This window comes from Bradyrhizobium sp. ORS 111 (assembly GCF_045571485.1).
Lineage (GTDB): Bacteria > Pseudomonadota > Alphaproteobacteria > Rhizobiales > Xanthobacteraceae > Bradyrhizobium.
The window spans coordinates 1,459,360-1,474,567 of record NZ_CP120701.1; the positions used below are offsets into that span (position 1 = coordinate 1,459,360).

A 15,208-nucleotide genomic window follows, 5' to 3' on the forward strand; every position below is an offset into this window, starting at 1 on the left:
GAGCCCATCGGACTGAATCGCTGGGGATTCACAAATCAGCGTTTTGATGATTCAAGCTGTTCGCCGGGACTGGAGGCCGGCGGGCATGGCGAAACCGCTGTCGATGGATCTTCGCGAACGTGTGCTTGGCTGTATTGGAGGGGGCGTTTCAGGCCGGCAGGCTGCCGAGCGCTTTGGGGTAAGCCCGGCAAGCGTGAGCCGCTGGCGCACACGCGAGCGGGAACAGGGGGATGCCCAGCCGAGAGCTCAAGGCGGCGATCGCAAGTCTCACCGGATTGATGCCCATCAGGCGACGATCATCGCGCTGCTCGAGACCTCTCCCGATATCACCATCGAGGAATTGCGACAGCTTGGGCAAACAAGGCTTGTCCTTCGGCTATGGCACGATCCGCCGCTCCTTCGAGCGCCACAAGATCACGCGTAAAAAAAACCGCCCATGCCTCAGAGCAGGATCGCCCGGATGTCTTGACGCGGCGCGAGGCCTGGCGTGAGGGTCAGGACAAGCTTGATCGGGACCGGCTCGTCTTCATTGACGAGACCTGGGCGTCGACCAACATGGCGCGAACACATGGCCGTTGCCAGCGCGGCCAACGCCCGCGGGCCAGCGTTCCTCACGGCCATTGGAAAACGATAACCTGCGTCGCCGCTCTAACCACACGCGGCATCATCGCACCCTGGGTGCTCGATGGTCCCATCAACCGCGATGCCTTCGAAACCTATGTCGAAAAGATCCTCGTTCCCGAGCTTCCAGCCTTCCCCATCGTCGTCATGGACAATCTCTCCAGCCACAAAGGACCACGCGTCCGCGAAATGATCGAGGCTGCTGGGGCAACGCTCCTCTACCTTCCGTCTTACAGCCCCGACTTCAACCCGATCGAGAATGCCTTCGCAAAGCTCAAAGCAAGCTTGCGAAAGGCCGCCGAACGCACCGTCAGCGGCCTCTGGGATGCCGTCGGGCGCATCATCGATACCTACACGCCCGCAGAATCCTCAAACTACTTCGCTGCCGCAGGATACTTGCAACCTGATCGGCCAACGCTCTAGGTAAGCGCGCGATCGGCTGTTACGGCGCCGCAGAAGCTGCAGACGAAAACCGCAAATGAGATCGCATCATGAAGCGCGAGCAGCCATAGCGAGTGTATCGCAAGTCGAGGGTTCGTTCGATGCTGAAATTCGGACGGCGCGGCTGGCAAACGCGATACTCGGTAAGGCGATCGGATGCTGCGCTCCCGTCAGCATTGGATGAACGCTAGTATCATCGGATACATGAACATGTTCCAACATAGCCTATGGGATCAATCGAGTTGATGGTGCGCGGCGAACATATGTACGTGTTCCCACCGGGGACCGCGGTCTAACAGATGTGTCCAATCGCTGAACGCTGGACAATTACATTCAGTCGGATGGCACGAACGGCTCGACCGACCGCGTTAGTCATCCTCGACGGGGCCAGAAATGGTTGAAAGCCCCCAAAGCGTCTCCGGGCCAAGTCGATAAGTCAGGCCGAATGCGCTGCGACCTTGCGCGATTAGGCGTCAACCTGGGCTTTATCTCTGCTCGCATAAGGACGTCACGGAACGAAGTACTCACGACGTGGTAGGTCACGGCGGTCCACCGAACGGACGAGTGCGAGTGTGCAGCAGCCAAATATTCAAATGCGCCCCATGAGGCTAACATGACCACGATAATGAGGATCAGGCCAATCCCACCGCCGGGATAGTTGCCCCAGCCAGCACTGTAAGGCCACGTTGGCAATGCTCCAATCAACAAGAAGATTAAAATGATCCCGTTGCAGCGGCGCTTGTAGTCCAACGCCGCAATCGCTGTGACTTCGACATGAAAAGCCGCGAGCCGCGGCGTGGCCGAGCATAGTCACTAGTGTAGCGACTTGAGCCAGTCATCGACGTCCTTGCGGATCTGATCCTTGGCCATGCCGTAGCGCTGTTGGAGCTTGCCCTCCAGCTGCTCGCGGTGGCCCTCGATCGTGTTGAGGTCGTCGTCAGTAAGCTTGCCCCATTTCTCCCTGGCCGCGCCCTTGAATTGCTTCCAATTGCCTTCGATTCGGTTCCAGTCCATGACCATCTCCTGGAAATGCTGATAGCCGCTCAACAGTCACACCGCGCGGACGTTCCTTGGACATCTGCTGCGCGGATTGCTCGCGTTCGGAGGATATCGCCTACTCTTCCGCTTTATCAAGCTCCGCCGCGACCTGGCCGTAGTTCAACAATGCAACCAATGTCGTCCCGCCGACAATGTTGCCAAGCAGCGTCGGGATGAAAAAATCATAACCGTATTGGCCAAGTGATGCTTGCCCACGCGCCACCAGAAAAGCACACTCAACCGAACCTGCGATGACGTGGGAAAATTCGCCCAGTGCGACCACGTATGTCATGACCACGATGATATGCGCCCGCGATCCCTTCGCCGCAGGCAGAAGCCACATCATCAGTGCGATCAGCCAGCCTGCAAACACGGCGCGAAGGAATGTTGCAGAGAACGAACCTTCGACCGTGCGCCGGCCAAGCTCAAGAAACGCATCCGTGACCTTCGGTTCGAAGATCTCGGTATGCGCGAGACCGTATCCGATGGCCCACGTCCCCGCGATGTTCGAAGCAAGCACCAGTCCCCAAAGCTTGAGCACCTTCACTAGAATTGCGAGAGTGCGGTGATGAAGCAGCGGCAGAATCGGCGTCAGCGTGTTCTCTGTGAATAGCTGCTGTCGTCCCAGGACCACGACGAGGAAGCCGACGGTATAGCCGAGCGGCGCAAAAAGTCGCCGTGCTGCCTCGTCGGATATTGCGGCGTGGAATTCTCCCTGCACCACGAGTGACAGGCCGATCGACAGACCTGCGGCAAGCCCCGATATGAGGATGGCCCACCAGTGCCGCTTCAGTTCCTGTTCGCCCTCCGCCCGGATCGTCTCATGAATTAATGCGGCGCTCGGTCTGCTTTGGGACTCGATCTCCTTCGTCTGCTGAGGCGAGACGCCGTCGAGCTTCGACGCTGCGCTGAATGAGGTTGGCTCGCTCGGCTTTTCCACGCTTGGCGCTCAAGAGGGCTGGTCTTGGAGCTCCAAAGCTTCTGATGACGATCCGTTCCTCCCGCGTGGCCGCGGGATTCAAGTGGGTCGCGCACGCTCTCCGGACGACAGGAATTCCGCCGGCATTCGAGGGGTGATGAATGGCAACCTCTGTTGTCATACCCATCGCCCAATAGCTCCTTCGGCGATATTTGGCGGGTAGCGCTCGGTTGGTCGGAGCGGGGCAGGACAAATAAGGCGAGCCCGGGTGAGGCGTTAGCCGAGCCCGCTAGCAAGGCCTTAGTTGCGGCCTGTATCGCGTGCAAGATGCGTTCCGTCGGAAGAGCGGGCCGGACCGGCCACCCCGCGGTGCGGCGAAGCTGCTAGGATGGCCTGGACGGCTAGCTCAGGCCGCCGACGCCTTCGCGTTGACGCCCTTGCGCAGCGCCACCGTGTTGAGCTTGGTATTTGCGGCCTTTTCCTCGTTCAAGTTGGTCGTGAGGGAACGCACAATCTCGTCGTGGCCCAGTTGTTCGGCCCAGGCGATCAGTGTCCCGTAACGGCATATTTCGTAATGCTCCACGGCCTGCGCGGCCGCAACGATCGCGGCGTCCAGCACGGCCTTGTCCTCGATCTCGCCGGCGGTGTCGTCCGCCTCCCGGACAATGCCTTCGATCGCCGGACACTGCGTGCCGCTCGGCTGCTTGCCGAGCTTGGCGAAGACCTTGTCGAGCCGTTCGACCTGGTTCTTGGTTTCTTCAAGATGGTTCTTCAGGCCCGCAACGAGGTCTCGGTTCGTGGCCTTGTCGATCATCTTGGGCAACGATTTGAGAATCTGCTGCTCGGCATAATAGATGTCCTGCAGACCGTGGATCAGCAGGTCGTCCATCGATTTGATGTCCTTGGTGAAGATACCCATACCCGACCTCCCTTTTCGCGATGACGGCATGCAACGCGGCCGGCCGGCGGTCGTTCCTCGGCAACCAACGCGTCACTCGGAGCCCGAGAGGAACGGAGGCTCGCAGCGCGTGTTGATGCAGGCCACGGCTTGTTCGGGAATCAGGATGGTAGACGAAACGATCACGACCTCCGGCATCGCCACGCATGGCGCCTCGCGCCTGCCATTGGTGGAGATCGATAGCTTCAACCTCGAGCTCAAGGACGACGGATTCCTTGGAGACCGCGCTAGCAAGGTCGCCTTTCGGGAGATCCTGAACAGCTGGCGGAAGAGGCTGCGCAAGACCGGCAAGGACCCATTCGAGGATGAGCCCTCCGAGAACATCAGTAAGAAGGCGCTCGATGCCATACTCGTCGGCGACGACACCGAAGCAGCAGCAGTCGTGCACAGCGTCATTGAGGACTTCGCTCAGGAGCTCGCGCACGTAACCCGACGCTTCCTCGAGCCGAAGGCCTGGGAGAAAACCGAACCCATCGTAGTGGGCGGTGGCTTCCGCGACAGTCGGCTCGGCGAACTCGCCATCGGCCGCACCGAAATTATCCTCAAGGCGGAGGACTTCAAAGTTGAGTTGGTTCCGATCCTGCATGACCCGGACGAGGAGGGACTGATCGGGGCCATGCACCTTGCACCGTCTTGGATCTTCGAAGGCTACGACTCGATTCTGACGGTCGACATCGGGGGAAGCAACTTCCGGTGCGGCGTGGTGGAGATGCGGCGAAAAAAGACTTCGGACCTGTCGAAGGCGATCGTTTGGAAATCCGAGCTCTGGCGTCTTGCGGACGACGATCCGAGCCGCGATGGGGCAGTCAAACATCTGGTCAAGATGCTCCAGGGTCTGATCGCCAAAGCGGAAAAGGAAGGATCCAAGCTCGCGCCGTTCATAGGCATTGCCTGTCCCGGTATCGTCAAGAGCGACGGCTCCATCGAAAAGGGCGCGCAGAACCTGCCTGGCAATTGGGAGAGCAGCAAGTTCAATCTGCCGCCAACCTGATCGGGGCCATTCCGCAGATCGGCGAGCAAGACACCGCCATCGTCATGCACAACGACGGCGTGGTGCAGGGTTTGTCCGAGATGCCTTTCATGCGGGACGTGAAGAGCTGGGGCGTATTGACCATCGGGACGGGTCTCGGCAACGCGCACTTTACCAACCGAAACGGCAAAGGTTAGTCGGGCAAACGCCCGATCACATCGTTCGATCGAAGCAGTGGGATCGCACCGGCGGTGATTTGCTGTAGGGTGCGCGCCGCCGTAATCGTTTCCCTCGAAGAGGAAAAGATCGCCACTCTACTTTTTGTGCTAGCATCGTCGGTGAGACGGAAACCTTCCTGATCGGACTGTGCCGCCGTTCCTTCGGTCGCATCGTCCCCTCCAATGCAACCGAAGGAATCATGTCTCCCGACTCGATGGCCCGGGAGACTCTTTATGTTATGGCCGACTGATTCAGCCCTCGATGATGTAGACGATTTCGTGCGTCTCCGGCTTTACGATCACGTACCTTCCCTTGACCAGGACGACCTCATAGCCACGCCACTCTGGATAGATCTCGACGACCTTGGGCGGAAGCGGATGGAGCCGGACGGACGTCGGGATCGTCGTGCCCACTGAGACGTTGAAGTCCACGTCGGTGGCCGCTTCGATCTTCTCCGACTTAATTGCGGATGTGATCTGGGTGCGCTTCTCGGCTGGGGGGCCCGCGGCTGCCGTGCCAGTCGTCGTCTGCGACCGGCTTGTATCGGTTGCGCCCTTCTGCGTCTCCGCGCCCTTCTGCTCAGTCGCGCCCTTCTGAGTCTCCATGCCCTTCGGCTCGGTCGCACCCTTTTGGGTCTCCATACCTTTCTGCTTCTCCATGGCGCCGCTCTTCTCGCGGCCTTCGCCGACGGTACCACCTTTGCGGCCTTCCTCGGCCTTCATGTCCTTGCCCTGTGTCTCATGCTCGGTGCTCTTGGACTTCTGGCCGGGAGCGGTGTCCTGTGCGCTCTTGCCGCTGGCGCCCGGTTGCCCCTTATCGGATTCCGAGCCCTTCATGCCTGACGCTTCACCCTTGGTGGAATGTTCAGAACCCTTCATGCCTCCTTTTTCGTGTTCGCTGTGCTGCGTGGCTGCGCCTCCGCCAGCTTGGTCCTTACTCATGCCGGTTCCTTGCGCGTTCGCCAAGCCGGTGCCGGCAAATAGCGCCGCAACTGCGACTGAAATCAACAAGCGATGGGTCATTTGAATATCTCCTTAGCTTGCGTGGTCCGCGGCGACAACGAAAGCAGGAGAGTGCGGTTCCTATGGTGATTACCGATCCTATCGGGCTCGTTTATGGAAGTAGACGAACCTTCGCCGGTGCAGCATGTCCCGTAACTCGTGCAAGCCGGTCGACTCGCTCATCGATAGCTAGTGAGGCAAGGCTGTCGCGTCGGCCACCACTCGTCTGACCTTTCGTCGCACACTCGAAGCAGCAATCAGCTTCACTTTCGAAGCGAGCCTGAGGTCACTTCAGCGCGCCACCACCGCCGGGTTTCCGGAGCGCGGCGGCCTGCTCATCGTGCATACCATTGGATCTGGCGGGCGCCGGCTCCGCCCGACACCAGTCCGCCTATCGCCTCATCATTCGCGGCCCGACCCGGTCGGCAGCGCCACCCCTTCAGGGAGCGGCGCACCGTCGCGGTGCCGACCGCTGGCAACTGCAGCGGCCTAGGCACTCACGGCTCCGAGCAGGTTAGCGACCGCCCCCGAGAACAGCCAGGATGATTGTGCTGCGCCGTGCGTGAGCAACCACAGTGCTCGAGCTCGCAATCGCCCGATCGACACGCCCCTCTGCGTCGCCGACCGTAAGGCCTGTCAATGTCTGGACCTGCTGTCGCCGTTCACGCCATGATGGCCCGACGAGGTCATCAGAAGCCGGCCCGCCGATTTGGTAGGTTCTGGCCGGCGCTGCCGGCCAACTGTATCCCCGACGACAACACAGCGATGCCAAGTAACCAGACTCGTTCGATCCGGCGCTGCAGCGCTACTTCTTGTAGCGCTGCAGCGCTACTTCTTGTCTGACACCCAAGTGGTGTTCGCCTTATCGTATTTGAATCCCTGGGCCTGCTTCAGGTCATCCTTGGTCTCGTCGAGGATCAGCCACCATTTGTCGTTCTTTTTTGCCGCCTTCACGGACCCGAATGGGGCGATAACGTCCTTTTCGCCGGCGCCGAGAAAGCTGCGCACGCCGACGACAAGCCCTGTGATCTTGCCGGACTTGTCGACAAGGACATCGTCAATGTCGCCGATCTTGCTTTCCTTCGGATCATAAACGGCCTGCTTGTAGTAGTTTGTGACGGTCCAGCTTTCACCGGGCGCCGTCGCTATGTGGCGGTTCTCAAGTGGCTCTCGCTGAGTCTCTTTGCATATGTCATCGCGCTGGCGGTCGTCCATGTCCCGTGGACCGAAGCCGCAATAGGGCTTCTTATCCCAACGGTTCGCCGGAGCCCGGAGTTTTTAACGACGCTCGTTGCGATTCTCGGAACGACGATCTCGCCTTATCTCTTCGTTTGGCAATCGTCGCAGGAGGCCGAGGCGCAGCGCATTGATGGCAATAAGAAGCCGCTCAAGGATCAAAGGTCGGAAGCCAAGCAGGAATTCTGGCGAATTAGCCGCGACACGAGGGTTGGAATGGCGTTGTCGAACGTGATCGCGATCGCGATCATCATCACGACGGCGGCGACGCTCCACGCTCAAGGCAAGACCGATATCGAAAGTTCGGCACAGGCCGCCGAGGCTTTGAAGCCGATTGCGGGCCCGCTGGCCGAGCTGGTCTTCGCACTCGGCATCATCGGGACGGGGCTTCTCGCGGTCCCTGTACTTGCCGGATCGATAGCCTATGCCGTCGGGGAAGGTTGCCGGTGGAAAGTGGGCCTTGCGCGCAAGCCGAAGGAGGCCGTCGCATTCTATGCCGTGCTCGGCCTTTCGGGTCTTTGCGGTATCGGTTTGAACTTCACCGCCTTGGATCCGATCAAGGCGCTTTACTGGAGCGCGGTCATCAACGGCGTTCTTGCGGGACCGGTGATGGTCATGTTGATGATGCTCGTTCGCAGGACAAAAGTGATGGGGAAGTTGGTTGTGGAGGGGGCCCTTTATTGGTTGGGCTGGGCCTCGACGCTCGCGATGGGCTTTTGCATCATCGGCATGGCAGCCACAATGTTTATGAGCTCCGCGCCCTAGAATTTGAGCGTTGTACGCAGCCCGAAGACCACTGCGTTCTTGAGCACCTTGCCCGGCATGGGCCCCGCAGGGTCCGTCGCTCCGCCGCCAGGATGAATAATGTACTGGAAATTGGGCTGAAGCGTCCAGCCATCCCGCACGTGATATTGATAGACGGCCGTGAGTAGTCCTTCGAAGCGGCGCACCGGCCAGTCTGGGGCCACAACTGCCCGGTAGTCGGCATCGAGTGCCTGGGCTCGTTTCGAGACGTGCGCGTAACCTGCCGCGATGCCAAACTTGTCGTTCGGCCGGTTGTCACTTAGGCCGATCAATTCGAGCCCAGCGTCCGCGTAGAAATCGATCAGGTTGCGGTCGGCGGGGCCGCCGGAGACGCGGGCGAACACGCCTATACCGCGATCATCGCTCTTGGGCACGCGATAGAGTTTCTGCTCGAAGACTGCCCATCCTCCGATGTCGCCCGACAGCCTAAGAGGCGCACCGCTGCTGGTCGGTGAAGCAAGCGAGACGCCATTGCTGGCGAGCTCCAAATCGGAGAACGACCCGAAGTGCCGCCATCCGCCGAACTTGATTTGACCGGCTAGGTTGGGATCGCCCTTCTTGTTGTTCCAGGCATACTGGATTTGGCCCAGCAAGAGAGGCGGATCGTTGACGCGGAAGTTGACGCCATAGCGGTCACGTTCCTGCGGTTCGCCAGGACCAGGTCCTGCCTGGTTGCCATCGAAGATACCGCCAAGAATGGATAGCTGAGGCGTGATGTTAACCAGCAGTCGGGTGCCCATTGCCGCCAAGGGTGGTGAGGGACCGCCGCTGGGTAGGTCGAGCGATGTGATCGCCGGCCAACCCATGGAGGCGTTGGTGAAGACATCCGTGTATTTGGTATTGAAGAACTCGCTATCGGCGGCAAGCTGACCGAACTTCAGCGAGACTACTTTGTTGCCCCACTGCTTCTCGAAGTAGGCTTCGTAAAGGCGGGTCGACGGCAATGCTTCGATGCCGCTGATGACGAGGAAATTGCCAAGAGAGTTGCGCGACAATCCCTCGCCGTGGATCTGGAACATGTTGGCGTGAAAGGTAAGCTTGTCGATCCCGGCTAGTTTCTGCAGGTCTACATCGACCGCGAGATTCAGCCGACCTTCGTAGATTGCTTCCTGCTTCAAGCCGCCGGAGATATTCCCCAGAGTCTCTCCGATATAAGTGGCGGCGAATTTGATGCCATATTTCTGAAAGGGATTCGGCAGAAGCCCAAGCGTCTTCTCCTCGACCGTGCTTTCACCGGTGTCCGGATCGACTGGCTTGTCCTCATCGGTCTTTTTGTCTTGCGCGAACGCGTGGGAGCTTAGAAAAAGGCTCGCCGCTACGACGGCCTGGACCATGCGTCTGACGGACACGCTCAGATTCGACGGCGACAAGACGAAGCTCCAGCGATATGCCCAGGCGATCGAACAGCTACGAATGATTGCTGCTGTCAAAAGCGGTACCATAGTTTGAAGCGGCCCGCCTGAGTTCGAGGATGGGATAAATTGACGTCCCGATTAACATTTGTTGTTGCGTCGCAGCCGGCAACGTCTCTGTCGAGTGTGCGAAAACCATCCCCAGCGGTGATCGCGCGAGCAGGGATGAGGGCCATGGCGCGGATGACATCAATCTGGATATCGAACGGCCGGATTTGAGCGGGATGATCAAAGCGACCGCGCCCGAGAAACGTTATTATCGCCCCCTCTTGGCCGTCTTCTTGCGATTATAGGGCGAGCGATTGATGGGCTTCAGCGAGATGCCCTCGCGTTGTGCTTTGCTGGCGATCGAAGCTTTCGGCCGCTGCATCTTTAGGCTTATGACTCCGGTGGGTGTATTCGCCTTCGCCAACGAGCGGAGCCTTGTCGGTCCAAGGTTGACGCGACCGGCGTTTGTATTTCGGATTGGCCTTGCGCGGCCCCTTCCTGCCGATTGGGGAGCCGGTCCGTCTCCATGCTGCTTGTGCAATGTTCGCACCTCCTGTCCGATGAACACTCGAATGCGGCCACCGGTTCCTAGTTAGGAACGTATGTCTGGAGCGAGAATTGATGAGCATGGCGCGCCTTACGAAAAAAGAGCAATTCGAGCGGTCGAAGATCAATCTGCACTCATCCGACGAAGTTAAATGCTGGGCTCGCGAACTCAGTGTCTCAAAGGACGAGCCTCTCAAGATCGTCGAGAAGGTTGGGAATTCCGCTTCAGCTGTTCGAAAAGAACTGGAAACAACTTGAAACCAAGTCAAGATGACTGAGTGGAAAATTGAGCGCTGAATGCGCTAGGGAAGCTCGACGTTAGGCTGCACTCCTTCAGCCTACTGCGGCTCGCGATGCGCTGCTGGAGAAGCCGGTAATACAAATTCGCTTCAAAGCATGATAATATAAACGCACGCGCCAAGTAGGACGGCGACACTTACGACAACGATGGCGATGAAAAACTTGTCCATGAAGTGAGCTTGTCCAAATTTCCAATTGGTCCAATTGGGTCGTCCTTTCGAGCCTGCTCCTGCCTTTTCCGATCACCGCGGCGGCGATGTGCTTGGCCTGGGCGATCTGTCAGTGAGTTTGGCCATGCGACGCAACGCAAGGCTTAGAAGACGGTTTCTAATTGCCTCCAATGATAAATGATAGAAACGGCGTGTTGCGGTCGCGATGGTTGGGACACAAAGTTGAGTAGAGTGCCGTCCTCCGAAGGTGGAGGCCGCACGTTCGAGTCGCGCCGGGCAACCAATTGGACGGTCCCGTCGGAATGGTCTGACAGTGGTCTTGGAACCGTGGGTCGCGCGAAGGGATAGGGGTTCGATCCCTCAGCCGTCCGCCATGGGCGCAAAGGGACGTCCTACCGTGTCCGTTTTTTTGGAACGCTGAAGATGGGGTGTCAGCGCCGCCGCCATTTACGCTTTCAAGAAGCGTGGTTGCGAATTCCAAATTGTGCGGGCTGACAAGCTTCCATCTTGCCTCCGATCTCGTCCGTCGCTTCCCGTCGGAATAATCGTCCCCGGGGATGCCATAGATGTTCGTCCTTTTAGCGGCTCGTGGCTGGGAGTGTTGGAGTAGGGCGCCCTTACTTGCGGTGGCGCGCATAGACGTGGGCAAATGGAAAGAGATGTCTGTTACTCTGCAAGGGCGACCAATATAGGTCGCTCATGCAACGGGGCCCGAATATGCAGGAATCCCCAAAACCTTTAGACCGGACGCATCGGGGCCTTGTCGGATCATCAACTGCTATTAATCCCTATCATGTCTCGAAAGCCACGGTGCGTCACCATGCGGTTGGTAAGAACGCGAGCGCCCGCGTACTTGTAGGGTAACTACTAGTTGAAAGCCAGTCCGGATGGGTCTCGCTAACGCCGGCCCGTCTCGTCAGAGGATGCAGTGCCTCATGAAAAGAACAGCCATCGCGAGATCTGGCTGACGCCCCAGAAGATAGCGACGATCCAACCGAGCGTGGCTGTAATGCTCAGAAGAATCCAGGCGATCTTCACTGCGTCGTCTCCTTCCCACGAGAGGGCGCGATCTTGACCCGGAGTAGCAGTTGGGGCTGGTCAAAAACCGCGCTTGCCTCGCGGTGGGCGTCTCCACTGTCACCCAGCCGTGGCGCCGCGGGAGTGCCGAAAGTCACGCCCAGGCGACGGACGTTTAGTTAGTAGTTGTAGTGACAGCCCCAAAAGGCGCGCCGAGTTTCGAAAATAGACACAGACTGCTGACGCGTGCGGGTGATCTGCCACCTTGGTCCAACCTTTCCCCGCGTCGGTGGTCTTAGGGTCTCATCAACAAGTAGACAAGCGACCTGAACTCGGCGACCCACGGGCCGCGGTGGTCCTCCGCGCTTGCGTGGTGAGCCAGGCCATTGATCCAACGTTCGCCGGTCTGGACTCCCGCTCCGTAGGGCAGCTTCTGGGGAGCCGCACGCAACCGATTGATCTTTGGAATTCTTCAGAACAGCGGGTCCCTGACCTACACCCCACTAGGGGATCAGCGAGCATCTCGGCGCCCCGGAGGCGCCGTTGCTGCATTACTCATTCCTTCGGCTTTTCGCCTCCTCCATCCGGTCCGAGCGACTGGGTTTGCTGCTCATGGTGGCCCGGTAGCTTCGTCGCCCGGAAGCTTTCGCAAGGCCTTTGCAGTCTCGGCCACGTTAATAGATTGCGGGATGCGGCGCCCCTGCCGCCGAGGGTCTTTCGTCCATTGATGCTCAACCTCTCAGCCTAAAAATGCTCCGGTCTTTCCCAAAGCAGAGCCGGCTTCCGGACCTTCTTACGAATTTTTCTGGGCAGTTATTGGCGCTCAGGAACGATGGTCGATCGGATCCTGTTGGGTGTCAGGGACAATTCGTGCAGGCCAAGGGCTGCGCCGCAAAGGAGGAAAAGATCGAGCAAATGGCAGATACAGTCTCCAAGGCCGAAGATATCGCGGAGCGGCAAAAGAGTGCTAGCGCCGAACGGGTCGGCGCAATGGCCAAGGCCGTTCATGACGCCGCGGATCAGCTCGAAGGAGATGCCTCAAGCCGCCGAGCTTGTGCACGCCGCCGCCTCAAGGCTCGAGCAGGGCACCGAAGCGGTTCGTGAGCGCAACATTCGGGACCGGATGGGAACTCTGAACGATATGGGCCGGCGGGAGCCTTTGGCTCTGCTCGGCGGTGCGGTAGTGGCTGGATTCGCGATCTCCCGCTTCCTGAAGAGCTCGTCCAGTGCGCCCCCGGGGAGACTAACTATGGCCACTCCGAATTATCAGCGTTCCGTGCCCGAGATCATCGGCGACCTGTTCTCGCAACTGACCATGCTTTTGCGCAAGGAGGCGCAGCTTGCCCGTGCAGAAGTGTCGGAGAACATGGCGAGCCTCGCACGTGGCCTCGTCCTCATCGTCGGTAGGGCGGTGCTTCTGATTCCCGCCCTCGTCATCTTGCTGCAGGCCGCCGTCGCGGCACTCACCGGCGCTTATGGGATGGCGTCCTACTGGTCCGCCCTGATCGTCGGCGGAGCCGCGCTGATCATCGGGATCATTCTGCTTTTGATCGGCATTAGCCGGCTGAAGCTCGAAAACGTCATGCCCAGCAAAACCGTCCACCAGCTCCAACGCGATGCATCGGTGGCCAAGCAACAAGCGAGTCAGAACAATGAGCCACGTCGAGCAGCTTGAACGAGAGACCGAACAGACCCGGTCTCAGATCGCCGGTACACTGGATGAACTTGAGGCGCGCATAACGCCGGGCCACGTCGTGGAGCAGCTGGCAGACCGGCTGAGCGATGGCGCGGCGGCCGCATTCGCGCGCAACCTCAAGGATCAGACCCTCGCCAATCCACTTGCCCTCGCCCTGGTCGGCGCTGGGCTCGCCTGGTTGATGCTGAGCCCTCGTGGCACCTCCGGCGGCTCCGGCTTCGCGAGCGGCCACAGCGCCAGTGACGGTGCGAGTACGCCGCGCAGCGCGGCAGGCGCAGCGGGCGAAGCGGCTTCCGCCAAGAGCGCCGAGTGGACCGAGAAGGCCTCGAGGTTGCGCAAGGATGCCCGAGAGAGTCTTGGTTCGATCACGGAGCAGGCCAAGCGCACCGCTGCCGATATGACCGGCGACGTTCGGGAGACGGCCGGCACGCTGGCTGACTCGACGCAAGTGGCCATGGCCGATACCACTGACTCCGTCCGTCGACGCGCCGGCTCCATTGCGGGGTCCACTCGGCAGGCCGCAAACCAGACGGCCGATGCCTTGCGCGGCACTGCGGACGTGATGTCTGATTCCATACACCGCACCGCTTCCGCAGTTTCCGTCTCCACAAAAGCTGCGGGACAACGGACGCTGCAGTCCGCCAGCGTCTTCCTCGATTTCTGCCGCGAGCAACCGATGGTTCTTGCCGGGCTTGGCTTGGCAGCCGGAGCCCTGATGGGCGCACTCTTGCCAGTGAGCGAAACCGAGGGCCGGCTGATGGGAGAGGCGAGCGACGACGCCAAGGAGCGGGCGAAGGAGTTCGGTGCCGAGCAGTTCGAGGCCGCAAAAAAAGTCGGCGAGCGGGCTTTCGATGCGGCGAAGGAGGAGGCTGCTAAACAGGCGAAGGAGCAACACGAGGAGCAGAGGAACGGCGGCGAGATGAAAGACGGGAAGCAATCACCAGCCGGCGAGGTGAAGGCCAATGGCCCAACCCTCGTGCCTTCCGACAAGTCCGAACTGGAGCGGCAAGGGCAGCCTTGGACCGCCGACAATGCACCAGTCTGACACGAAAAACCTCCCGGGCCCGGTCGGGCGGCCGCCACTCTGGGCTGTCGCACTTACGGCAGGCTTGGTGGCACTGGGCTTCCGGCCGCGCCTATCTTCGGCAGTCACTACCCATCCGAACAAGCAATCGGAGCGTGCCATACCGGACCACGGGCGCGGGCGCCTGGCCAGCACGCCCTCCGAAATCCCAGCACGCGGCTGGAAGGACATCTTGCTACGGGTCTATCAGAACATCTCGGAACATCGCGTGATGTCGCTGGCAGCTGGCGTGACGTTCTACACGCTGCTTGCCATCTTCCCGGCAATCGCGGCGCCCGTCGCTATCTACGGCCTGTTCACCGATCCGGCGACGCTCGGCGACAAGGTTGGCGCGCTGTCGGGCGTGCTACTCGGCGGCGCGCTCGACATCGTCCACGATCAGCTCGCGCGGGTCGCCTCGCAGCGCGGCAGCACCTTGGGACTGACCTTCATCGTCGGGCTCGCGATATCGCTGTGGAGCGCGAACGCCGCGATGAAATCGATCTTCGACACGCTCAACATCGTCTATTCCGAACCGGAGAAGCGCAGCTTCGTCACGCTCAATGCCGCCTCGCTCGCGTTCACGGCAGCAGGAATAGCTTTCGTGCTCGTGGCGCTCGCGGCGATGATGGCGCTTCCAATAGCCCTCAAATACGTCGGCCTTTCGGACGTGGCCGAGCTTGCAGCGCAGGTGGCTAGATGGCCTGCGCTTTTCGTCGTGGTCAGTCTGGCGCTCGCGTTCATCTATCGGTTCGGGCCGTCCCGCGAGAAGCCGAAGTGGCGCTGGATCACCTGGGAAGCGCGCTGCC

General features: G+C 60.0%; 9 protein-coding genes and 5 pseudogenes. 7 read left to right on the top strand and 7 right to left on the bottom strand.

What is annotated here, in order from left to right; genetic code table 11:
* Window positions 1–85: 85 nt before the first annotated feature.
* Window positions 86–1,044: pseudogene (locus P6U30_RS06780) on the top strand (IS630 family transposase).
* 615 nt (window positions 1,045–1,659) lie between these two features.
* Here the strand turns inward: P6U30_RS06780 and P6U30_RS06785 are convergent.
* The 4 genes and pseudogenes from P6U30_RS06785 to P6U30_RS06800 form a co-directional block, all read right to left on the bottom strand.
* Window positions 1,660–1,785, bottom strand: a pseudogene (locus tag P6U30_RS06785) (DUF3309 family protein); the annotation flags it as partial.
* 90 nt (window positions 1,786–1,875) lie between these two features.
* Window positions 1,876–2,076: a CsbD family protein gene (locus P6U30_RS06790; protein WP_407168690.1), complete on the bottom strand. Its 201-nt coding sequence runs from the start codon at window positions 2,074–2,076 to the stop codon at window positions 1,876–1,878.
* Between the two features lie 100 nt (window positions 2,077–2,176).
* Window positions 2,177–3,040, bottom strand: a complete 864-nt coding sequence (locus P6U30_RS06795; RefSeq protein WP_407168691.1) for a formate/nitrite transporter family protein — start codon at window positions 3,038–3,040, stop codon at window positions 2,177–2,179.
* Between the two features lie 385 nt (window positions 3,041–3,425).
* Complete coding sequence (locus P6U30_RS06800) at window positions 3,426–3,938, bottom strand: ferritin-like domain-containing protein (RefSeq protein ID WP_407168692.1); 513 nt, start codon at window positions 3,936–3,938, stop codon at window positions 3,426–3,428.
* Between the two features lie 145 nt (window positions 3,939–4,083).
* On the opposite strand from P6U30_RS06800, the pseudogene P6U30_RS06805 reads away from it, so the two are divergent.
* Window positions 4,084–5,144: pseudogene (locus P6U30_RS06805) on the top strand (ROK family protein).
* A gap of 273 nt (window positions 5,145–5,417) precedes the next feature.
* Here the strand turns inward: P6U30_RS06805 and P6U30_RS06810 are convergent.
* On the bottom strand, window positions 5,418–6,044 hold the full coding sequence (locus P6U30_RS06810; protein ID WP_407168693.1) for a DUF1236 domain-containing protein: 627 nt from the start codon (window positions 6,042–6,044) through the stop codon (window positions 5,418–5,420).
* A gap of 951 nt (window positions 6,045–6,995) precedes the next feature.
* A complete protein-coding gene (locus tag P6U30_RS06815) occupies window positions 6,996–7,382 on the bottom strand; it encodes a PRC-barrel domain-containing protein (protein WP_407168694.1) in 387 nt (128 codons plus the stop codon).
* Between P6U30_RS06815 and P6U30_RS06820 the strand changes: the two are divergent.
* A pseudogene (locus tag P6U30_RS06820) lies at window positions 7,305–8,168 on the top strand (NRAMP family divalent metal transporter); the annotation flags it as partial. The gene P6U30_RS06815 and the pseudogene P6U30_RS06820 sit on opposite strands and share 78 nt — an antisense overlap.
* On the opposite strand, the gene P6U30_RS06825 reads toward P6U30_RS06820, so the two are convergent.
* Window positions 8,165–9,541, bottom strand: coding sequence for a carbohydrate porin (locus P6U30_RS06825; protein WP_407170379.1), 1,377 nt, complete (start codon window positions 9,539–9,541; stop codon window positions 8,165–8,167). The pseudogene P6U30_RS06820 and the gene P6U30_RS06825 sit on opposite strands and share 4 nt — an antisense overlap.
* Window positions 9,542–10,234: 693 nt before the next feature.
* Between P6U30_RS06825 and P6U30_RS06830 the strand changes: the two genes are divergently transcribed.
* From P6U30_RS06830 to P6U30_RS06845, 4 genes and pseudogenes are all read left to right on the top strand, one after another.
* Window positions 10,235–10,411 carry a DUF3606 domain-containing protein gene (locus P6U30_RS06830; protein ID WP_407170380.1) on the top strand — a complete coding sequence of 59 codons (177 nt, stop codon included), beginning with the start codon at window positions 10,235–10,237 and terminating at the stop codon, window positions 10,409–10,411.
* Between the two features lie 2,235 nt (window positions 10,412–12,646).
* Window positions 12,647–13,315: a phage holin family protein gene (locus tag P6U30_RS06835; protein ID WP_407168695.1), complete on the top strand. Its 669-nt coding sequence runs from the start codon at window positions 12,647–12,649 to the stop codon at window positions 13,313–13,315.
* Window positions 13,293–14,381 carry a DUF3618 domain-containing protein gene (locus P6U30_RS06840; RefSeq protein WP_407168696.1) on the top strand — a complete coding sequence of 363 codons (1,089 nt, stop codon included), beginning with the start codon at window positions 13,293–13,295 and terminating at the stop codon, window positions 14,379–14,381. The genes P6U30_RS06835 and P6U30_RS06840 overlap by 23 nt, the downstream gene beginning before the upstream one ends.
* A gap of 250 nt (window positions 14,382–14,631) precedes the next feature.
* A pseudogene (locus P6U30_RS06845) lies at window positions 14,632–15,135 on the top strand (YihY/virulence factor BrkB family protein); the annotation flags it as partial.
* Window positions 15,136–15,208 lie beyond the last annotated feature (73 nt).